The following is a 22,263-nucleotide window of genomic DNA, read 5'->3' on the forward strand; positions in this document are numbered from 1 at the left end:
CGCCCGCTTTCGCGGGCGTTTTCTTTGGTCTAGTTCACCCGATCAATGATGGATCGGGTGATGGACCACGTGCCGGCGATGATGCCGCGGCGGTGGTGGACGATGGTGGACGATCCGGTGGTGGACCGGATGATGCACCACCACGACGCGATGAACCTGCGCCGATGTCGGTGCCGCGATCATCACGCCAAAAGCAATCAATCCCGCAATCAACAGTCGCTTCATGCCGCCTCTCCTTTCGTGGGCCGAGCTGCAGCATGCGCCCAACAATGTGAAAAAACCCCCATCGTCGTTTCCGCGACCATTCGCTACACTTGCCGGCCGTAAAGGGCCTATAGCTCAATGGTTAGAGCAGAGGACTCATAATCCTTTGGTTCGAGGTTCGAGTCCTCGTGGGCCCACCATACACAGCGCCATTTCGGACGATCTACGCCGATGCGCACCCAGGGTTCCGCCACGCGATTTCTTCAGGCAACGCATGGCAGACGGTCAGCAGATGACTGTTTGATGTAAGTCGCGAACGCTGCGATGGACTGCGTCGAACGTCGGCAGCAGGTGATCACAGTCCGCGTCATGGAAACCGTACAGATTAATCCAGCCGTTCACCCGCGCAGCTCGCCTGAGCGTGCTGCCGAAGCTTCCGCGGCAGTTCAACGATCCGGACGAAGCTGCCACGCGCGCCGCGTCGATTGCCAGCCAATGCGTCGGCGTCATCGCCTGTCTGGCAGCCTGTGCTGCTGCGCTTTCCAGCCGCCGGTAGCGATCAGGGGTTTCTGATCCTCATCAATGCCTTCGTCTACGGCGGCCCCCGTCTATCACGGCTGCTGTTCGGCGAGTCATCAACGCTCCAGTCGTTGGACGACGATCGGCAGATGGCATTCGTGCGTTCGCACTGTCCACACCACGTCCATCGCTGCGTGTATCCCATGCGATGGTTACTCCATCGCATCTCGACCGGTCGTTCACTACCCGGAAGATAGGTTGCGCCTGTCGAATCACGCCGGGCTCCGAAGTGAAATTGATCGAGATACCTTTCCGACCTGATGCAACTCGCGGCTGGACGGTTCCCGTTCCTGGCGATGGCGAGAAGCGCTTCGGATCACGTGAACAGGCGCTCGCGTTCGCGGTGAATCTTGCAAAAGTGCAACGCACCAAGGCCGTCGACGAGAGCTATCTCTGTGTCGAAGGAGCCGATGGTCAGTGGCGGCTGTTTACGGCTGATCTGCTCCCCGTGAAATAGAATTTTTCGCGCAACGCGGCGACCAGCGTCGCTCGGACATCGGTGCCCGCGGAGCTGCGACTCGACACCGAAGCGGGTAACTCGGCCGAAAAGAATCTTGGTTTTTTCCGCAGGATTTTTCGCCTTGAAACAATGCGGCCGTCGACTCGGCAAACACAAAACCATCGCAGGCGGTTGACGTAATATGCGCCGGTTGGCCCGAGGCGGGCCGGGGATTTCACGATGCAAGATTCGCAAGGCGTCGACCCGCTGGCATTTCTAGGGCCCGCTGTCGGGATGAGCGCACTCATCCGCGCGTTTGACTGGTCCTTGACGCCTTTGGGCGATATCTCGAGGTGGTCGCCACAGCTGAGGTTCACGACGTCGTTGATCCTGAGATCGGATGTCCCGATGACGCTGCTCTGGGGCGTGACCGGGGTCATGATCTACAACGACGCCTATCAGGATTTCGCCGGCGGCCGTCACCCGGCATTGCTCGGTTCGAATGTCCTCGAAGGATGGCCCGAAGTCGCCGACTTCAACGCGCATGTGCTCAGCGAAGGTCTGGCCGGCCGCACGCTCAACTACGATGACAAACCGCTCGTGCTGATGCGCAAGGGCGAGCCGGAGGACGTCTGGCTGACGCTCGACTACAGCCCGCTCGTCGACGATTCCGGCACGCCGGTGGGCGTGCTCGCGATCGTCAAGGAAACCACTACGAAAGTGCTTGCCGAGGAGACCCTGAAACTGGCGCAGGAAATCGGTGGCGTCGGAACGTTCGAGTGGTTTCCCGAAACAGGTCGCATGGAAGTGTCGGCTCAATACCGCCGAATCTGGGATTTGCCGCCGGATGTGGAGGTGACCGATTCCCTGCTGGTCGACCTGGTTCATCCGGACGATCGCAGGCTGCTCGGGCCGGGGCGCCTGGACGCGGCCAATCCGATCCGGTATTCCGAATTCCGGCGGGTCGATCCGAAAACCGGCGCGATCAAATGGATCGCGCGACGCGGCGAGCCTTTCCTGAAAGGTGTGACGCAGCAGCGACGCTACATCGGCATCGCGATGGATATCACCGAGCGAAAGGAAGCCGAAGAGGCCACGGCACGCAGCGAGTTTCGCTGGCGCGAATTGTTCGAGCGCATGCAGGAAGGCTTTTTTGTCGCGAGCGCCATTCGCGACGACTCGGGGAAAATGGTCGATTTCATGATCCTGGAAATCAACCCGGCATTCGGCGTGCAGACGGGGCTGGATGCCGCCAACTCGGTGGGCCATTCCATTCGCGAACTGGTGCCCTCGATCGACGACGTGACGATCGCGACGTATGCGGAAGTGCTGGCCACCGGCATTCCCAGGCAATTCGAAATCCACACGCCGGGCCTCGGAAATCGCTGGTTCGAAGCGCGCGCGCGACGCATGGACGCAGAACGTTTCGCCGTGCTGTTCGTCGAGATCTCGGCGCGGAAAAGATCCGAGGAAAACCTGCGCCAGAGCGAGGAGCGCTTTCGCCAGCTGGCGCAGTCGATGCCTAACCAGATCTGGACCGCGGACCGGGAAGGAAGGCTCAACTGGTTCAATGATCGCGTCTACGACTACTTCGGCACGCAGCCGGGATCGCTCGATGGCGACGGCTGGACCGCCATGCTGCATCCGGACGATATCGGCCGCGCTCTCTCGGAATGGGAGAAATCCCTCGTCAGCCGTCAGCCATACAACACCGAATTCCGCTTGCGTCGCCACGACGGCAGCTACCGCTGGTACAGCGTTCGCGCCGTGCCCATTTTCCATGCCGATGGAAGCATCGAGCGTTGGGTCGGCAACAACGCGGATATCGAAGACCAGAAAGCAGTGGAGGCGGCCATGTCCGATTTGGCCGTGCAGTTGGAACGGCGCGTCGAGGAACGCACGGCGGACCTGGTCAGGACACAGGAAGCCCTTCGCCAGAGTCAGAAGATGGAAGCCATCGGCAATCTGACCGGCGGCGTGGCGCACGATTTCAACAACCTGCTTCAAGTCATCAGCGGCAATCTCCAGCTGGTCGCCGACGACATCGCGGACAACGAGCGCGCATCGCGTCGGGTCAACAACGCGATGGCCGGTGTCGCGCGTGGCTCAAAGCTCGCCTCGCAGCTGCTCGCTTTCGGTCGGCGTCAGCCGCTGGCTCCGCGCGCGGTCAATCCTGCGCGGCTGCTTCGCAGCATGGACGATCTCCTGCGCCGATCACTGGGTGAGGAAATCGAACTGGAGACGGTGATCTCCGGTGGCTTGTGGAACACCTTCATCGACGCGGGCAATCTGGAAAACGCCCTGCTCAACCTGGCCATCAACGCGCGCGATGCGATGAATGGCAAAGGTCGGCTCACCATCGAAGCCGGTAACGCCTGGCTCGACGAAGCGTACGTGCAGAATCATCTGGATGCCAAAGCCGGCCAGTACGTGCTGGTCGCCGTGACCGACACCGGTTGCGGCATGGACGCATCGCTGCTCGAAAAAGTATTCGAACCGTTCTACACGACCAAGGCCGAAGGACGCGGAAGCGGCCTCGGCTTGTCGATGGTTCATGGCTTCGTGAAGCAGTCCGAAGGCCACATCAAGATTTACAGCGAGCCCGGTCACGGCACCACGGTGAAGCTCTACCTGCCACGGTCAACCAAGTCCGAAGAAGTGATCGTCAGCGGCGCCACCGGTCCGGTCGAAGGTGGCAGCGAAACCATCCTGGTTGCGGAAGACGACGACGCCGTGCGCGAAACCGTCGTCGCGCTGCTGGGCAATCTCGGCTATCGCGTGCTGCAGTCGCGCGATGGGCGCCAGGCACTTGCGGTGATCGAGAGCGGCGCGAGTGTCGATCTCCTGTTCACCGATGTCGTGATGCCCGGCGACCTGCGCAGCCCCGATCTCGCAAGGCTGGCGCGCAAGCAGTTGCCCGAACTGGCCGTGCTCTTCACATCCGGCTACACGCAGAACGCGATCGTTCACGGTGGACGGCTGGACGAAGGCGTCGACCTGCTGAGCAAGCCCTACACCAGCGAAACCATGGCGCGAAAAGTCCGCTCCGTTCTGGCCGCTCAGGCGCAACGCAACGCAGCCGCCCGGTTGGACGCGGTGCCGATTCTTGGCGGTCTTTCGTCAACGATCTCTGCCGATGCGAAAACGGTACGGCCGCTTCGTGTCCTGCTATGCGAAGACGACGACCTGATCCGGATCGCCACCCACGAAATGCTGGAGGCGAAAGGGTTCCATGTCGTCGGCACGCCGCGCGCATCCGTCGCCGAAAAACATTTCCGCACCGACAGTTTCGATGTACTGGTGACCGACATCACCCTTCCGGATATTTCCGGCATCGAACTGGCGAAACGGCTTTGGCAAATCGTTCCCGATCTCCCTGTCGTGTTTTCAACCGGGCAACTCAGCGACGAGGCGATTCCCTTGGAAGGAAAGGTAGGCACGCTGCTCAAGCCCTACGGCGCAGCCGAACTGATGGGCGAAATCAGGCGGCTGACGTCGTAGCGGATTGAACCGCGGCGCGCTTCAGGCGCCTTTTGTCGCTCAACACAAAATCTATCTTTTGAACCTGTCGCCGCGACTCGATTCGCGCGAATTCATGCCGCACACTGGCGCTCATGACAAGGACGCAGACCGACCAGTCCCATGCGTAGCAAATTGTTCGTGCCCGGCGCGCGGCCGGAGCTGTTTGCCAAGGCGCTGGCCGGCGAGGCCGATGCGCTGTCATTCGATCTGGAGGATTCCGTCGTCGAAGCTCGCAAGGCCGAGGCACGCGAAACTGTCGCGCGGTTCGTCGCCAGTGACGACGTCACGCATGCGGACAAGCTCATCATCGTGCGGACCAACGCGCCGGACTCGGCGCATTTCGCGGAAGACATCACAGCGGTCGCGCTGCCGAATGTCACGCTGATCAACCTGCCCAAGATCGAATCGCCGGAAGCATTGCTCCGTGCGATCGCGATGATCGAAAACGCCGAGCACGCGAACGGCGTGAAGCAACCGATCGGCCTGCTGGTGAATATCGAAACGCCGCTGGCGCTGGCGCATGCCGCACAGATCGCCGGCGCGCATCCACGTGTGGCCGGGCTGCAACTCGGGCTGGGCGACCTGTTCGAACCGCACGGCATCGACCGCACCGACGCACGCCATGTGCACGCGTCGATGTTTGCGCTGCGCATGGCTGCGGCGCAGGCGAACGTGTTCGCGATGGACGGCGCGTTCGCCACGCTGGACAACGATGAAGGCTATGCCGTAGAAGCGCGCATGGCGCGTGGGCTGGGCTTCGTCGGCAAGAGCTGCATCCATCCGCGGCAGGTCTCGCTTGCGAATGCGGTCTTCGCAGCGACGGATGACGAACTCGAAGCGGCGCGACGCATCGTCGATGCCGCGAACGCGCCGGGACGTTCGTCGAACGGTGCCTTCGTGGTCGATGGAAAGATGATCGACCTGCCCTTTCTCAAACGCGCGCAAGTCCTGCTTGCCGCATCGCGAAAATCGAACTGATGCGCGCCTTTTTTTGCATGCTGCTGATGGCGATCGCCACGCCGCTATACGCGCAAAGCCTCGCGCCGTTGAACAGCGGTCGGCTGCCTTCGCTGGCGTCGACCACGCCGTTGCGCAGCATCATGGTGGTCGACGGCACGCCGATTGCGTTGTCGGACAACGCAGCCTGGCGACTCGACGACGCGCACAAGGGATGGACGCCGTTGTCGTTGCCGTCCGGCGCGCCGCGTTTCGATCAGGTCGTCGAAGGCGGCAGCAGTGCGTGGCTACTGCTCGATGCGACAGACAATGAAATCTCGGCCGTGGCGCGGCTTCATCTCGCCAACGGCGCATTGAATATCGACGCGCCGATTTCACTGCCCGCGCCACTCCGCGACGCGCGCGGCACGTGGTCGTCGGACACGCTTTCCATCGCCGGCATCGGCGCAAACGGCAAGGCGCAGCTGTTGCAGTACAACCCGACAGCGGAGCATCCGGCGTGGAGTGCGATCGCCGGCTGGCCGGGTGCGCAGCCGCCGACATCGTTGATCGCCAGTTCGTCGGCCGTGCTGCTTTCAGTGAAGGATGTCGCGGGCGGCACGGAACATTTGTTGCGCTGGAACAGCGGCACCGGCTGGACGGAACGCGGTCGCGTGCCTGGGCAAATCGTCGCCGGTTCCGGGCAGATTCTCGGGCAGGCGAACGCCTTGTATCTCGTTCGCGATGCTGCCGGCAGTGGCCCGTCGAAGCTGATGACGTTCCAGATGATCACCAGTGCGTGGGCCGTGCTGCCCGGCGCGACCGTGGGCGACACCACCGTCACCGGCGCATGGACCGACGGCATGTTCTGGGCGCAACGCAGCACCGACGGCTCGCTTTTCGATTTTGGCTACGCGAGCGTGCAGACCACGAAGCATCTGTTGCGCTGGCTGGACTGGCTGGTGATCGTGGTCTACCTGTCGGCGATGATCGGCATCGGGCTGTTTTTCTACGTGCGCGAAAAACGCAATTCCACTTCGAGCTTTTTCGTCGGTGGCCGCAGCATTCCGTTCTGGGCCGCCGGCGTCAGCCTGTACGCGGCCAACACCAGTTCGATCAGTTTCATCGCGATACCGGCGAAGGCGTTCGAGAGCAACTGGCAATACCTCACCAACAATCTGATCGCCGTGTTCGGGCTGATGTTCGTCGCGGTGTGGATCGTGCCGCTGCTGCGCCGGCTCGACCTGATGTCGGTGTTCTCGTATCTGGAAACACGCTTCCATCCCGGCATCCGCATGCTCGCCAGCGCGCTGTGCATCTTCACCCAGCTCGGCAGCCGCATGAGCGTGATTTTGTTTCTGCCGGCGCTCGCGATTTCCACCATCACCGGCATCAGTGTCACCTGGAGCGTGATCCTGATGGGCGGCTTCACCATCATCTACACCGCGATGGGCGGCATGAAGGCAGTGATATGGACCGACTTCGTGCAGGTGATCGTGAAGATGGGGGGCGCGATCTTCGCGATCGGCTTCATCGCGTACGGCTTGCATGGCGGCGTGAAAACAATGATGTCCACCGCGATGGCCGAGCACAAGATGCACCTGTTCGATTTCAGCTTCGACCTGACCAAGGCGACGGTTTGGGGTTTCCTTTTTCTGGTGCTGTTCGACGTGGTGCTCACGTTCCCCAAGGATCAGGTGCTGATGCAGCGCACGCTGTCGACCAAGTCAGACAAGGAAGCCGGCCGTTCGATCTGGATGTTCGCCGCGATGATGATTCCCGGCGGCTTCATTTTCTACATGATCGGCACCGCGCTGTTCGTGTTCTACAAGGCGCACCCGGAGCGCATGAATCCGCTGCTGCCGATCGATGCGACCTTTCCGCTGTTCATCGCCGCGGAGCTGCCGATGGGCGTGACCGGGCTGATCATCGCGGGCATCTTCGCCGCGGCGATGGCGACGCTGTCGGGCATCATGAACAGCGTCGCGACATTGATCTCGGTGGATTTCTACGACCGCCTGGTGAAGGATTCCTCGCAGAAGAAAAGCGTGTTCTTCGCCGAGGCGATGACGATCATGGTCGGCCTCACCGGCATCGGTCTCGCGCTACTGCTTTCGCGCTTCGATGTGCATTCGCTGTTCGACGTGTCGATCGAACTGGCGGGGCTGCTCGGCGGCGGCTTCGCCGGTGCATACCCGCTGGGCATGTTCACCCGCCGCGCCAATTCGCCGGGCGTGGCCATCGGCATCGGCGCCAGCATCTGCCTGACCCTGGTGGCGTGGTGGTTCAAGCTGGTGCATCCGTATTTCTACCTGGCGATCTCGATCCTGTTGTGCATCGTGATCGGTTATGTGGCGAGCCTGTTCTTTCCGGCGCCGACGCGTTCGCTGAAAGGGCTGACCATCTATTCCGATGAAGGCCATTGAGATGGCGCGACAATCACTTCCGGCACCCGCGCCAGCGCACCGCAGATGCGATCATGACTTGCCGTCTGTGCACGGACCGCAACGCAAGGACTGCGCCGCCTGAACAGTGAGACGCCGTGGATACCCAGTTCCTGCATACCTTCATCACCATCGTCGACCAGGGTTCGATGGCTGCCGCCGCACGCGTGCTGAACATCACGCCTGCCGCCGTCGCGCAGCAGATCCGCACGCTGGAGCGCGAGATCGGCGCCACGCTCATCGCCCGTGTCGGTCGCACGGTAAGCGTCACTGAAGAAGGCTCGCGCATCCTGCAACGATCGCGCGACCTGCTGCGCAACGTGGCCGACCTGCGCAGCGTGGCGAACGAAAACGGTGTGTCCGGCGAGCTTCGCCTGGGTGCCTGCCCTACCGCTCTGGCCGGCATGTTGCCGGACGTGCTGGCGCTGATGGTGGAAACCTTTCCGCAGATCAACGTGTTCATCAAGCCGGGCTATTCGGCCGATCTCTATCGCGCGGTGGAGACGGGCGACCTCGACGCAGCGATGGTGCTGCAGGCGCCTTACGCGCTGCCCAAGACCTGCGAATGGCAACTGCTGCGCGAGGAGCCGCTGATCGTGCTGGCGCCATCGAGCATGGCCGATCGCAACCCGCATGAATTGCTCGCGACGCAACCGCTGATCCGCTACGACCGCAATCAGTGGGGTGGACGCCAGGCCGACGAATACATGCGCATCAACGGCATCGTGCCGCGCGAGCGCTTCGAACTGAACGCATTGAACGCGATCGCCGTGATGGTCGATCGCGGCCTCGGCGTATCACTCGTGCCGGACTGGGCGCAGCCTTGGCCCGAAGGCCTGAATCTCGCGCGCATTCCATTGCCTTGCCCTGCGGTGCCGCGACGCATCGGCATCGTGTGGTCGCGCTCCAGCGTGCGCGTGCGGCTGGTCACGGTGTTCCTGCAGGAAAGCCGAAAGGCGATGAAAGCCAAGCCGCCGCGCTGACACGCGCGGGCGCTTTTTTTCACTGCGAACGAATTCGATGCGATAGACGTCCGATGCTGCAAAGCGGCATCTGCGCGCGTCATCGGTAAGCAACAAAAACTAGTCTCTGAACATAGTCCGCGCCAGTTCTACCCACGCTGCGAAGCGCATAGGCTCGCTCAAAATCAAGCAAGGGTTGTCCGACGTCGGGGAGGACGTCGCCCTTTCGACCATGCGGCACGACGTTCAACGCGCGACAAGATTGCTCGGCACAAAAAAGACCAGGTTGGCCATCTCGGCCGGCCAAGGCCACCTAGAACAACCACGAGACACGACATGATCAAGCCACTTTCCGCAGCGATCAGCAGCATCCTGCTGGTTTCCGTTTTTGCAGGCAGCGTGCATGCACAGAACACCACGAGCACGACGCCGGCCACCGGCACGGCGCCGGCAAAAGATGCCAAGGCAGCGCAGGACGCGGACAAAAAGAAGGCCGCCAACCTGGGCCAAGTCATCGTCACCGGCACGCGTGCACCCAAGGCGGTGGACGAAATCCCCGGCGCGATCACCGTGGTCTCCACCGAGGAAGTGCAGCACACGCTGGCGGTGACCGAAGACGCGACGGCCGTGTTGTCCAAGCAGGTGCCGGGCTATTCCGAATCCTCGCAGGCGATGAGCAACAGCGGCGAAACCCTGCGCGGCCGTGAGCCGCTGCGTTTGTTCGACGGCATTCCGCAAGGCTCGCCGCTGCGCGAGGGCGACCGCAGCGCCACGTTCACCGACATGGGCATCATCGGCCGCGTCGAGGTGATCAACGGTCCCTCCGCTTCCGAAGGTATCGGCGCCGCCGGCGGCATCATCAACTACATCTCCAAGGTGCCGACCGAGAACGGCAACCAGACCACTTTCACCACGCGTTACCAGACCCAGGGCCACGACGACAGCGAGAGCTGGAAGACCGGGCTCACCTTCACGCACAAGGACGATCAGTTCGACATGCTGTTCGCCGCCTCGTACATCGATCGTGGCCTCAGCTACGACGGCAACGGCCGCAGCATCGGCATGAATACCAGCGGCTCGCTGGCCGATTCGCGAACCAAGAACCTGTTCTTCAAGGGCGGTTTCAATTTCGGCGACAACAACACGCAACGCCTGCAGGCCACCTACAGCCACTTCCAGATCAACGGCAAGGGCAAGTACATCCAGGTGCTGGGCTGCCGCGGGCCAACCGACGATCCACCGTGCGCCACGCCGGTCACCAACACGTCGGTGCGTGGCCAGATCAACGGTTCGGAAGATGCGTTCAACGACTTCGCGCAGTACGCACTGGAATACGACAACACCAACTTCTTCGGTGGCACGCTCAACGTCACGGCATACAAGGCCGACCAGCAGATGCGTTTCCTGCCGGAGAACGCACCGGAGAAACAGGATCCGCTGATCGCACCGGTCGGCACGCTGTTCGACCAGTCCGAAATCGACGCACACAAGAAAGGCCTGCGCACTTCGTGGACACGCGATGAACTGTTCAACGTCAGCGGCCTGGAGCTGCATGGTGGCGTCGACATCGGCAAGGATCAGGCGCAGCAGCGGCTGGCGCTGACCGATCGCCTGTGGGTGCCGCCGATGAACTACAAGAGCCTCGCGCCCTATGCGCAACTCTCGTGGGATGTCGGCCCGGTCACGCTCAGTGGCGGCTGGCGCTATGAGGACGACAAGCTCGACGTCAACACGTACCAGTCGACCTGGGCGAACAACCGCGTGATCGTCCAGGGCGGCAGCCTGAAGTACAAGGAGAACCTCAAGAACCTGGGTGCCATCTGGCGCATCAACGACGAATGGTCGACCTACTACTCGTACAGCCAGGGCTTCACCTTGCCGAACGTCGGCATCCCGTTGCGCAATATCAACATCCCGGGCCAGTCGGTGGATCGCATCAGCGGCCTGAAGGACATCGTGTTCGACAACAACGAATTCGGTTTCAACTGGCGCGGCGAACACGGCGCGTTCGGCGCGACGCATTACATTTCCAAATCCAAGTTCGGCGCCTCGCTGTCGGTCAGCCCGACTACCTCGGATTTCATCCTGAGTCGTGCGCCGGTGCGCATTACCGGCACCGAAGTCACTGGCGAGTGGCGCTTCAATTCCGATTTCAAGATCAACGCGCTGTACTCGCAGATCAAAGGTTACACCGCGTTCTGGGGTGCCGACCCGGCCGGCGCCTATGCGGGCGGCGGACTGAAGGAGCCGCTGGGCATCAACAACATCAGCCCGAACAAGTTCGTGACGGTGTTCACCTGGAACTTCCTGCCCAACGCCGACGCCACGATTGATTCCACCTCGCTGTTCGGCCGGCATATCTCCGGCAGCGACACGCGTGCCTATGACGGCCAGACCTTCAGCTATGAGGAACAGACCCATGGCTACACGCTGTTCGACCTCGGCGTGGACTACGACATGTATCGTTATGGCAAGCTCTCGCTCGGTGTCGAGAACTTGTTGAACAAGCAATACATCCTCACCTGGTCGCAGGTGCCGGGCTACCAGAATTACTGGGCCGGCCGCGGTCGGGTCACCTCGCTGACGTACTCGATCACGTTCTGAAAGGCATGACGGGAACGGGCCGCGCACGGATACATGCCGTGCCGCGGCAACATGAAGGAAACCCGTTGATGATCGACGTTGCCCGACGGCACCGCATCGCACCGCGTCTTGTGTGTGCACTGTCGCTGATCGTTTTCTGCTGTGGCCTTCCGCGATCAACGCAGGCCGCGTCGCCACTGCCGCCAGCGTCACCCGCGTCGCAGGGTTTCTCGGCCGAACGGCTGCAGCGACTGCACGAATTCCTCGATGGCGCCACCGACGAACACGGCTATCTCGGCGCGGTATCGCTGATCGCCCGCAACGGCAAGCTGATCGAATGGCGCGCTTACGGCCATAGTGATCTGGCGCGCAGCAAACCGATGCGTCCGGATTCGATCTTCCGCATCTACTCGATGAGCAAGACCATCACGTCGGTCGCGGTGATGATGCTGGTCGAGGAAGGCAAGATCACGCTGGAAGATCCGGTCTCGCGTTACCTGCCCGGCTTCGATCATCCGCAGGTGCTGATCGGCGGCAGTGTCGATGCGCCGAAGCTGCGGCCGTCCGACAAGCCGGTGACGTTGCACGCGCTGCTCACGCACACGGCGGGTTATCCGGCCGGGCTGAAAGACGAGGAAATCGCCACGCGGCGGATGGAACGGATCGATCCGCACGGCGCGAGCGACCTGCGCGATTTCGCCGAACGCATGAGCCGCGTGCCGCTCGCTGCCGATCCGGGCACGCGCTTCGGTTACGACGGCGCATCGATCGAACTGATGGCGCGCGTGGTCGAGGTGGTTTCCGGCCAATCGTTCGACAGCTTCCTGAAGCAACGCATCTTCGAACCGTTGCAGATGCGCGACACCGGATTCAGCGTGCCGGCGGCGCAACGATGGCGCGTGGTCGACATCACCACGACGAACACGGACGGCCATCTGGAAATCGCCAAAGGCCCGAGCGCCGTGCATCCGGGCGTGGCACTCAACCCCTACACCAGCGGCGCCGGTGGTTTGTATTCCACCGCCGCCGATTACGCGCGCTTTGCACAGATGCTGCTCGACGGCGGTACGCTGGACGGACACACCTTGCTGGGACGAAAAACCGTGGAACTGATGATGCGCAACCACCTCACCATGCTGAATCCGCCGGTGACGCAATTCAGCGACGCCGAAGGTTTCGGCATCGGCGGCTCGGTGGTGATCGACGCGGCGCGGCGCGGGCAGCTCGGCTCGAACGGCCAGTTCGGCTGGACCGGCGCGGCATCGACCTACTACACCGTCGATCCACAGGAACATCTGGTCGCGATCCTGATGCTGCAGCATCTGCCGCGCGATGATGGCGGCAAGGATCTGCCGCGCATCAGCCGCAACTTCTACGACCTCGTTTACCAGGCGCTGCAATGAGCGGCGCACGCAGTGTGCTGGTGGCCGGATCGGCCAATCTCGATTTCGTGGTGCGCGCGGCGCATGTACCGGCGCCTGGCGAAACCATTCTCGGGCGTGCGTTCGAAACATTTCCCGGCGGCAAGGGTGCGAATCAGGCCGTCGCCTGCGCGCGCGCCGGCGGCGCGCCCACACGCATGTTGCTCGCGTTGGGCGACGACGATTTTTCCAAGCCACTCGAAGCTTCGCTGCGCGATGCCGGCGTGCAACTCGAGCTGATCCGCTCGCACAGCGAACCGACCGGTGTCGCCTTCGTCTGTCTTTCCGACAACGCCGAAAACGCGATCACCGTGGCGCCTGGCGCGAACAGTTCCTTGCGTCCCGAACACCTGCCATCGCTCGACGGTGTGTCGCACCTGCTGATGCAGTTGGAGACGCCGCTGGAAAGCGTCGAAGCGTGGGCGATCGCAGCACGCGACGCGAAAGTTTCCGTGGTGCTGAACGCGGCGCCGGCGCATCCGCTTTCCGCCGCGCTGATGTCGGCCATCGACATCCTCATCGTCAACGAAGGCGAGCTGGCGGAACTCAGCGGCGTCCGTCGTCGCATCGCCAAAGGTATCGCCGCACTCGATGTGCCATGCGTGGTGGTGACGCTGGGCGAACGCGGATGCTGCGCGCGCATTGATGGCCAGTACGTGTTGCAACCTGCTTTCAAAGTCGAAGCGGTGGACACCACCGGTGCCGGCGACACCTTCTGCGGCACGCTGGTCGCCGCCCTCAGTCAGGGCATGCCGTTCGCACAAGCCTTGCGTCGCGCGAGCGCTGCATCCGCGCTTGCGTGCACGCGCATGGGTGCGCAGACCGGCGTGCCCGCGCATGCCGAAGTCGAGAGCATGCTGGCCGCCAACACCGCGAGCCAGTCCACCGACGACCTCGCCGCGTACTGCGGTTTCGACTGATCGACTTCCCCACTTCCCCGAGCCCGCACTGCATGAACACCGATCCTGATTCTCCCCGCGACGACGCGCCACCGAAGGTGAAGAACGAATACAAGTTTTCGCACGTCACCACCCAGCGTTATCTGCCAACGCCGGGCAAGGCGCCGGGCTGGCCATTCGCGGAAATCGGTCACTGGAAAACAGACGTCAATGGCAGCAGCGACGACTGGATCGCCGAGCTGATCGACTGGCGTCGCGAGCACCTCACGCGCATCGGTTACGACGACACCCACTATCGCCGACCGGAACTGCAATGGGCGCAGCGCAACTTTGTGCACGCGCAGATGATGGTCGAGGATCGCTATTTCCACGATCCGGTCGCGGGGCGCTATACCGTCGATCGCTACCTCGACGATCTCGAGGCGAGATTCGGCGGCATCGACAGCGTGCTGCTGTGGTTCGTCTATCCCAACATCGGCATCGACGATCGCAACAAGAGCGATCTCGCGCACGATCTGCCCGGCGGCATCGACGGCCTGCGCAGTGCGGTTGACGATTTCCACCGGCGCGGCGTGCGCGTGTTTCTGCCGACGATGCCGTGGGACAACGGCACGCGTCCGCCGGAACAGAACGACTGGAACGCCATCGCCGGACTGGTGAAAGCGCTCGGCGCGGACGGCATCAACGGTGATACCTACAACGGCGTGCCGCGCGCATTTTTCGATGCCTGCGATGCGCTCGGGCATCCGGTGGTGCTGCAGCCGGAATCCACCATCAGCGCGGAAGAAGCACTGATCTGGAATGTGCAGAGCTGGGGCAAGAAAGCGCCGAACGAAATCGTTCCACCGGTGGCGAAGTTCAAGTGGCTGGAACCGCGCCACATGATCAACTACGAAAACCGCTGGGGCCGCGACCGCAACCACGACCTGCAATACATTTTCTTCAACGGCATCGGCTACAACGCCTGGGAAAACGTCTGGGGCATCTGGAACCAGCTCACGCCGCGCGATGCGGAGACGCTGCGCCGCATCGCGATGATCGAACGCCAGTTTGCAACGGCGATGGTCAGCATGGACTGGCGGCCTTACGAACACACGCTGCAAGCCGGTGTGTTCGCCAGCCGTTTTCCCATCGATGGCCTGACGCTGTGGACACTGGTCAATCGCAACGAATACGACGTCACCGGCGAGCAGATTGCGGTGCCACACCGCGAAGGCACGCGCTATGTCGACGCGTGGAGCGGCGGGGCTCTGCAGCCGCGCATCGACGGCGAACAAGCGGTGTTCGACTTCGCCATCGAGGGGCGCGGATTCGGCGCGCTGCTGGCGGTTTCTGCAAACAGGAACATCGATGGCCTCGACGATTTTCTCGCGCGCATGCACGCGCTGTCTGCCGTGCCATTGCGTTCGCTGTCGAACCAGTGGCACTCGCTGCCGCAATCGCTGGTGTCCATCGAACCTACCAAACCCGTCGTCGAAGCGCCGCAAGGCATGCTCACGATTCCCGCTGGCGATTTCGATTTTGCAGTCGGTGGGGTGGAGATAGAAGGACAAACCTGGGAAGGCAACGACGTGCAGTATCCGTGGGAAGGCAGCGCACGTCGCGGCCATCGCCGGCGTATCGCGATGCGCGCCTTCCACATCGATCGCACGCCGGTGACCAACGCACAATTCCGCGCGTTCCTCGACGCCAGCGGCTGGCATCCGCGCGACGCACACAACTTTCTGCGCCACTGGAAAAATGATGCACCACCTGCGGGATGGGACAGCAAGCCGGTGACGTGGGTGTCGATCGAGGATGCGCGCGCCTATGCGCAATGGGCCGGAAAGCGTCTGCCGCGCGAGTGGGAATGGCAGTACGCCGCGCAGGGTTGCGATGGCCGTCTGTATCCGTGGGGCAACGACTGGAACGATGCGATGGTGCCGGTGACGAATCGTGCGCGCACGCTGCGTGCGCCCGACGATGTCGATGCACATCCCGATGGGGCCAGCCCGTTCGGTGTGCTCGATCTGGTCGGCAATGTCTGGCAGTGGACCGACGAATATGTCGACGAACACACCCGCGCGGCGATCCTGCGCGGCGGCAGTTCGTATCAGCCGCAGACCTCGCACTGGTATTTCCCGCAGGCGCATCGGCTCGATCAACACGGAAAATATTTGCTGATGGCGCCGTGCAAGGATCGCTCCGGCTGCGTCGGATTCCGTTGCGTGGTGGACGCGACCTGATGGACGCGGCGTGAACTCTCCGTTTCGCGCGCGACGCTGGTGGATGTCGCTCGGCTTGCTTGTATCGCTGAGCTGCCACGCCCACGACGCGCCGAAGAAAATCGTGCTGGTTGGCGGCAGCAGCAGCGAAGGCCCGGCGCGACACGACTACGGTAACGGCATCCGCTTGATCGCATCGTTCCTCGATGCATTGCCCGAAGCAAGGCGCGGCGACATCAAGGTGACGAGTTACCCGGATGGGTGGCCGGACGATGCGCATGCGCTCGACGATGCAGCGACGATCGTGCTGTATCTCGATGGCGACATGAAACATCCCTTGCGCGACGCGCAACACCGCCGCGTGTTCGAAGCGGCGATGCGGCGTGGCGCTGGCTTGGTCGCACTGCATCAGGCGTCGACCGTGCCGGCCGATGACAAGGACATCGGATTGCAGCGCTGGCTGGGAGGTGCGCGCTTCGGCATGTTCGATCGCACCACGGAAACGGCGAGCGTGCAGCTTGCGTCGCCTGCGCATGCGATCACGCGCGGCATGCATGATTTCAGCTATCGTGACGAGTTCTACCCGACGTTCCGGTTCACCGCGCCCATCACGCCGATCCTCAACGCGACTCTGCACGTGCAATACCGCGATGGCCAGTCGATCGTCGAGGATCGTCCCGAGAAAACTGCCGTCGCTTGGGCGTACGAGCGCGACGGCGGTGGGCGTTCGTTCGGATTCAGCGGCGCGCACTATCTGGTTGCGCTCGATCAGCCGATGCTCCGTCGCATGTTGCTCAACGCCATCATGTGGACCGCGCACGTGGACGTTCCCATGAACGGCACGAGTGCAGGCGCGGCCGATGCCGCGACGCGTATCGCCACACACGAACTGCGCGATGCCGCGGCAGGAAAAACCACGCGCGTTGCTGCGCCCGATGCGCCGACGTTTCATCGCGATGCGCAGCGCAGCGGCTGGAATGATCGCGAAACCGCACTGACGCCGAGCAGCGTGGCCAGCCCGTCGTTCGGGTTGCTGTGGGAGTCGCCCGCACTCGACAGCTTCGATGGACAACCGGCGCGCCTTTACGCATCACCGCTCTACGTCGATCGCGTCGCGATCACGGCCGGCGAACATCGCGGGGAAATGTTTTCGGTGATCATCGCGGCCAGCAACAACGGCGACGTCTACGCGATCAACGCGACGAAGGCCGGCGATGTCGCGACTGGTCGCATCCTCTGGCGAACGCATCTGGCGACGCCTTGCCGATTGCAGCCAGCGCCGCTCGACGCCGTGCCGACCGGCGTGTTGAGCACGCCGGTGATCGACGTGGTGCATGGTCGCATCTACGTTACCGCGTGTGATCCGAAGATGGGCTGGCAAGCGTATGCGCTGAATCTGGGCAGTGGTGCGGTGCTTCCCGGCTGGCCGGTGCGGCTGGACGAGCCGCGCCTCAACGACGTGAACCATAACGCCGGCCTGCATCGATTGCCGCCGACGCGCCGTTTCGATTTCCGCGTGCAACGTGGCGCACTGAATCTGAGCCCGGATGGTTCACGCCTGTATGTCGTCTTCGGCGAAACCGAAACCGGCTGGCTGGTGTCCGTGGATACGGTGCGCGCGACAGTCGACAGCGCGTTCGCCGCGGTGGCGATGCCGCATCGTGGCAGTGGTGGCATGTGGGGTGCGGGTGGCCCGGCGATGGATGCTGCGGGAAACATTTTCGTGGTGACAGGCAGCGGTTTCGATGGCTACATCGAACAGGCGCACGACTGGACACAGTCGTTGCTGAAACTTTCCGACATCGCGCCGCGCGGACTGCAGCTGATCGGAACCTACACGCCGTTCAACTATTGCGCGACAGCGAAGATGGATATCGATCTCGGATCGGGCGGCGCGTCGCTCCTGCCCGATCTCGATCATGCACTCACATCCACATCGCATCTGCTGGTGGTCGGCGGCAAGCAGGGCAACGCGTATCTGCTCGATCGCGATCACCTGCCCGGCCGGCTCGATCAGCGCCAGACTTGCAGCACCGACGCCGCAAGCGATGGCTCGTTGTTGGCGCCGCAAACACAGCCGCAATTCGGCACGCGCGGACCGCTGAATGTCTTTGGACCGTATTCGGATCGCGATGCGGCGATGGATCTTGCGCGCGCGCGCTCGGCCGTCGCGGTGTTTCGCGCTGCCGGCGGCAACACGTCGGTCTACATGACCGGCAACACGCACACGGCCAGTGGCTCCGCGGTCGGCGTCGCGCCGTCGCTGGTGAAGCTTGACGTGGCGACGGCGCGCGGACGACCCGCGTGGTTGCGTGTCGATCGTCGCCAGCCCGACGTGGTGTTCGGCAATCCCGGCTCGCCGGTGGTCAGCAGCGACGGCGCACGCGACGCGATCGTCTGGGTGCTGGATGAAAACGCGCGGCGCTCCGCGTTGCTCGCCGGCGACGACACGCCATCGCCCATGTTGTATGCCTTTGCCGCGGACACGCTGCGCCTGTTGTGGAAAAGCAGCGCCGGCGATCTCTATACCAGCGGCAAGTACAACGAACCGTTGATCGAAGGCGGCCAGGCCATCGTCGGCACCGATCGCATCCAGGCGTTCGGCCTGGGCAAGGATCACCTCGTTCACGCGACGCAGCGAAAAGCTACGCACGCATCAGCGACGCCGGTTGCACCGTCGGGCCTTGATGGCGCGACACTCTATCGACAGCGCTGCGCGATGTGCCACGACCACCCGCAGGGAAATATCCCGCCGCGCGCGTGGATTGCTACACGCCCGCGCGCAGAAATCGTCGAGGCATTGACGCGCGGCGTGATGCGCGCACAAGCCGCGGGACTCGGCCCGCATGATATCGACGCCATTGCCGGAGCATTGAAATGACTGCACCCATCGTCCGACTTGGCGGCCTGCTCGGCGACGCGCTGGATGCCAACCGGCATGGCCGTCTGTCGCACTTCATCGTCGACGAGCACAGCCCGGCCATCGACATTTTTGCGCCGCCGCGACGTGAGCAGAATCGCGAGGGAGACTGGTACGGCGAGCATGCCGGCAAGTGGCTGTACGCCACTGCGAAGGCTGCCGCGCGCAGCGACGACGAGACCTTGCTCGCGCAGCTGCGACAAGTCGCGGATTTTCTCGTGTCCCAGCAAGAGGCCGATGGTTATCTCGGCACGTACGCGCCGGATCGTCGCTTCATGCGGCCGCAACTGCCCAAGCCGACGAGTTGGGACGGTGCGCCCAGCGTGCGCACGTGGGACATCTGGACGCACGCGTACCTGATCCTCGGCCTGCTCGAAGTGCATCGGCATTTTCCCGAGCCACGCTATCTCGATGCGGCACGCAGGATCGGCGACCTGTGCTGGCGCACGCTGTATGAAGGCGGCATCGACATCACCGAACTGGGCAACCATCACGGCATGTCTGCCACGGTGCTGATGGATCCGGCGGTCGAGCTCTATTTCGCCACCGGCGAGAAGCGCTACCTCGATCTCGCATTGTGCGTGCTGCAACAGGCGAACGACCATCGCGAACTCGCGTTGCTGCCGCGCGCACTCGCAGGCATCGACGCGGCGGGCATCGCCACCGGCAAGGCGTATCAGCTGGAGTGGAACCTGGTCGGCTTGGCCAAGCTGCACAAGGCGACCGGCAACGCGGACTATCGACTCGCGGTGGAACACCTGTGGCGCAGCATCCGCGAACACCACCTCACGCTCGGTGGCGGTCCGTGGGGCGGCGTGGCGCATCGCTCGCGCGAGGTGTTCAATCCGCCCGGCGTGTTCAGTCCTTACGGCTATGTGGAAACCTGCTCGACGCTGTCGTGGATCCAGTTAAACCGCGAGTTGCTCGCGATCAGCGGCGACGCGATGTACGCCGAGGAGATCGAACGCAGCGCGTACAACGACCTACTCGGCGCACAGGCGCCGAATGGCGAGGATTGGTGCTACTACGTTTTCCCGAATGGCCGGCGCGTGCACACCACCTACTGGCGCTGCTGCAAATCCAGCGGCGCGATGGCGCTGGAAGAACTGCCGACGATCGCCTGCGCGCTCGATGGCGACAACACGATCGCCGTGCATGTCCACGGCCCGGGCGAAGCGATTTTCTGGTTGCCCGATGCAGGTGAGGTGCGTATCGAACAGCGCACGGCGTATCCGTATCCCGGCCACATCCACATGCGCTTCGCGGTCGAACGCACGGCACGTTTCGCGTTGAAGCTGCGCATCCCGAGCTGGGCCGAAGGCGCGACGCTTTGCATCCATGACGAGGATGCCGGCGTCGAAGCGACACCCGGGCAATACGCGTTGATCGAACGCGAATGGCATGACGTCGACGAGGTCGTGGCGCACTTTCCGATGCGTCCGATGCTGCATCGCGCAGTGAATCGCAACGTGCAGGAATCGCTGGCGCCCGACGGCAGCGACGTGCGCCAGCAGGTACTGCGCTTCGACTATGCCGCGGTCACCTGCGGGCCACTCGTCTACGCCACCGGCCTGATCGACGGTTTCAAGATCGAGGAAACACTGCGGCTGCCGACAAAGGCGCAGGACACGTGGCTGACGATGGTGCCGCCGCTCGAAGATGGCGTTCCGCGCATCGCGCTCTCGCCCGGCTATCGCGAGCCGTTGATCTTCACGCCGTATTTCGGCACCGGGGGACGTGTGGATGGCGCATGGCGACTGACCTGGCTGCAACTTGCGCCGGAATCGTCCCCGTGACACCGGCATCATTCGTCACACAAGATTTTGTGGCGCCAGAACATATCCACTGCGCCTGTTTCCCGCCCGGGCCATGGTGCAAAGTGGCTCGCGCAATGGGATGAACCTTCGTGGACGCGCAGTGCATGGACACCTTTACGCCTGAGTCGAAAGCAGCCCGCAACGGTTCGTCCGGTCCGCTGGACGGGGTGCGCGTGCTCGACCTGAGCGCTTACATCGCCGGTCCGTACGCCTGTTCGCTGCTGGCCGACCAGGGCGCGGACGTGATCAAGGTCGAACCGCCCGACGGCGACAACCTGCGCCAGTATCCGTCGACGCTGCCCAGCGAAAGCCGCGCGTTTCTCGGCGTGAATCGCAGCAAGCGCGGCATCGTGCTTGATCTGAAACAGCCGAAGGATCACGCCGTCCTGCTGAAGCTGGTGCGCGATGCCGACGTGCTGGTGCACAACTTTCGCCCGAGCGTGCCGACGCGGCTCGGCATCGATCACGAGCAGCTCAACCTGATCAATCCCCGGCTGATTTACTGCGCGATCACGGGCTATGGCGAAACCGGCCCGATGAAGGACAAGGCCGGCTACGACCAGGTGCTGCAGACCATGACCGGCATGTGCATGCTGCAGGGCAAGCGTGGCGGTGCGCCGGAAATCATCTATGGCTCGGTGGTGGACTACTACGCCGCCGCGTTGCTCGCAGCCGGCGTGTCGTCGGCGTTGTACGAACGCGAGCGCAGCGGCGTGGGCCAGTTCGTCGGCGTGTCGCTGTTGCGCAGCGCGCTGACCATGCAGTCGGCGCGGATGATCTGGGCCGAAGGCGAATCACTCGACATCGGTCGCGACATGCGCTCGGGCGGCGTTACCGGCATTCACCCCGCGCGCGAGGGCTACATCTACATCTCCGCCAACACGCCACGCTTCTGGAAAGCGCTATGCGCAAAAACCGGCCTGCATGTGCTCGCCGACGACGCGCGTTACGACACTGTGCGCAAGCGTGCGCAACACGTGGCGGAGATCGTGCCGCGACTGCATGCAGCGCTGACCGCGCGAACCGCGCTTGAATGGGAAACGCTGTTCGGTGACGACGTGCCTTGCGCGGCCGCGCGCCAGATCGAAGACATGTTCGATCACCCGCAGGTGCTGGCGCAGGGCATCGTCGGCAACTTCGAACATCCGGTGGTGGGGCGTTACCGCGGTGTTGCGCAATCGATCAGCTTCGGGCGTACGCCGGGGCCGGCACCATTTGCGGCGCCGGTGCTTGGGGAACATACGGAGAGCGTGATTGCCGCGGTGGAAGAGGATTTGGAGTCGGCGTTTGCGGTCAGGGGTGATTTGAAGAAGTGATGTGAGGCGGCGACCAC

13 protein-coding genes and 1 tRNA gene are annotated in these 22,263 nt (G+C 63.1%); all 14 read left to right on the forward strand.

What is annotated here, in order from left to right; translation table 11 throughout:
- Window positions 1-60 precede the first annotated feature (60 nt).
- The 14 genes from GSQ73_RS03110 (at window position 61) to GSQ73_RS03175 (ending at window position 22,246) form a co-directional block, all read left to right on the forward strand.
- The gene (locus GSQ73_RS03110; RefSeq protein WP_158880893.1) at window positions 61-327 is read left to right on the forward strand and encodes a hypothetical protein; all 267 of its coding nucleotides are present in this window, start codon (window positions 61-63) and stop codon (window positions 325-327) included.
- Between the two features lies 1 nt (window position 328).
- Window positions 329-404: transfer RNA gene (locus GSQ73_RS03115), tRNA-Ile, on the forward strand.
- Window positions 405-1,012: 608 nt separating this feature from the next.
- Window positions 1,013-1,240 carry a DUF2188 domain-containing protein gene (locus GSQ73_RS03120; RefSeq protein ID WP_158880895.1) on the forward strand — a complete coding sequence of 76 codons (228 nt, stop codon included), beginning with the start codon at window positions 1,013-1,015 and terminating at the stop codon, window positions 1,238-1,240.
- 390 nt (window positions 1,241-1,630) lie between these two features.
- The gene (locus GSQ73_RS03125) at window positions 1,631-4,723 is read left to right on the forward strand and encodes a PAS domain S-box protein (RefSeq protein ID WP_216844710.1); all 3,093 of its coding nucleotides are present in this window, start codon (window positions 1,631-1,633) and stop codon (window positions 4,721-4,723) included.
- 141 nt (window positions 4,724-4,864) lie between these two features.
- A complete protein-coding gene (locus GSQ73_RS03130; RefSeq protein ID WP_158880899.1) occupies window positions 4,865-5,722 on the forward strand; it encodes a CoA ester lyase in 858 nt (285 codons plus the stop codon).
- Window positions 5,722-8,106: a sodium:solute symporter gene (locus GSQ73_RS03135; protein WP_158880901.1), complete on the forward strand. Its 2,385-nt coding sequence runs from the start codon at window positions 5,722-5,724 to the stop codon at window positions 8,104-8,106. The genes GSQ73_RS03130 and GSQ73_RS03135 overlap by 1 nt, the downstream gene beginning before the upstream one ends.
- A gap of 116 nt (window positions 8,107-8,222) precedes the next feature.
- A complete protein-coding gene (locus GSQ73_RS03140; RefSeq protein ID WP_158880903.1) occupies window positions 8,223-9,107 on the forward strand; it encodes a LysR family transcriptional regulator in 885 nt (294 codons plus the stop codon).
- A 315-nt stretch (window positions 9,108-9,422) separates the two neighbouring features.
- The gene (locus GSQ73_RS03145) at window positions 9,423-11,690 is read left to right on the forward strand and encodes a TonB-dependent receptor (RefSeq protein WP_158880905.1); all 2,268 of its coding nucleotides are present in this window, start codon (window positions 9,423-9,425) and stop codon (window positions 11,688-11,690) included.
- Window positions 11,691-11,758: 68 nt separating this feature from the next.
- Window positions 11,759-13,072: a serine hydrolase domain-containing protein gene (locus tag GSQ73_RS03150; protein WP_158880907.1), complete on the forward strand. Its 1,314-nt coding sequence runs from the start codon at window positions 11,759-11,761 to the stop codon at window positions 13,070-13,072.
- Complete coding sequence (locus GSQ73_RS03155; protein WP_158880909.1) at window positions 13,069-14,010, forward strand: ribokinase; 942 nt, start codon at window positions 13,069-13,071, stop codon at window positions 14,008-14,010. Before GSQ73_RS03150 ends, GSQ73_RS03155 begins: the two co-directional genes overlap by 4 nt.
- Before the next feature lie 32 nt (window positions 14,011-14,042).
- Complete coding sequence (locus GSQ73_RS03160) at window positions 14,043-16,214, forward strand: formylglycine-generating enzyme family protein (RefSeq protein ID WP_158880911.1); 2,172 nt, start codon at window positions 14,043-14,045, stop codon at window positions 16,212-16,214.
- Between the two features lie 10 nt (window positions 16,215-16,224).
- Entirely contained in the window at window positions 16,225-19,074 is a 2,850-nt protein-coding gene (locus GSQ73_RS03165) for a ThuA domain-containing protein (protein ID WP_158880913.1), read from the forward strand.
- Window positions 19,071-20,909, forward strand: a complete 1,839-nt coding sequence (locus GSQ73_RS03170; protein ID WP_158880915.1) for a beta-L-arabinofuranosidase domain-containing protein — start codon at window positions 19,071-19,073, stop codon at window positions 20,907-20,909. The genes GSQ73_RS03165 and GSQ73_RS03170 overlap by 4 nt, the downstream gene beginning before the upstream one ends.
- Window positions 20,910-21,034: 125 nt before the next feature.
- The gene (locus GSQ73_RS03175) at window positions 21,035-22,246 is read left to right on the forward strand and encodes a CoA transferase (RefSeq protein ID WP_158880917.1); all 1,212 of its coding nucleotides are present in this window, start codon (window positions 21,035-21,037) and stop codon (window positions 22,244-22,246) included.
- The last annotated feature ends 17 nt before the right edge of the window (window positions 22,247-22,263 follow it).

Origin of the sequence: Rhodanobacter sp. L36 (assembly GCF_009765755.1) — a bacterium.
Lineage (GTDB): Bacteria > Pseudomonadota > Gammaproteobacteria > Xanthomonadales > Rhodanobacteraceae > Rhodanobacter.

Coding starts and splice junctions, on each gene's coding strand:
- GSQ73_RS03175 (WP_158880917.1), top strand. CDS start 21,035: ATGGACACCTTTACGCCTGAGTCGAAAGCAGCCCGCAACGGTTCGTCC.
- GSQ73_RS03160 (WP_158880911.1), top strand. CDS start 14,043: ATGAACACCGATCCTGATTCTCCCCGCGACGACGCGCCACCGAAGGTG.
- GSQ73_RS03145 (WP_158880905.1), top strand. CDS start 9,423: ATGATCAAGCCACTTTCCGCAGCGATCAGCAGCATCCTGCTGGTTTCC.
- GSQ73_RS03135 (WP_158880901.1), top strand. CDS start 5,722: ATGCGCGCCTTTTTTTGCATGCTGCTGATGGCGATCGCCACGCCGCTA.
- GSQ73_RS03130 (WP_158880899.1), top strand. CDS start 4,865: ATGCGTAGCAAATTGTTCGTGCCCGGCGCGCGGCCGGAGCTGTTTGCC.
- GSQ73_RS03170 (WP_158880915.1), top strand. CDS start 19,071: ATGACTGCACCCATCGTCCGACTTGGCGGCCTGCTCGGCGACGCGCTG.
- GSQ73_RS03150 (WP_158880907.1), top strand. CDS start 11,759: ATGATCGACGTTGCCCGACGGCACCGCATCGCACCGCGTCTTGTGTGT.
- GSQ73_RS03125 (WP_216844710.1), top strand. CDS start 1,631: ATGACGCTGCTCTGGGGCGTGACCGGGGTCATGATCTACAACGACGCC.
- GSQ73_RS03110 (WP_158880893.1), top strand. CDS start 61: ATGGACCACGTGCCGGCGATGATGCCGCGGCGGTGGTGGACGATGGTG.
- GSQ73_RS03155 (WP_158880909.1), top strand. CDS start 13,069: ATGAGCGGCGCACGCAGTGTGCTGGTGGCCGGATCGGCCAATCTCGAT.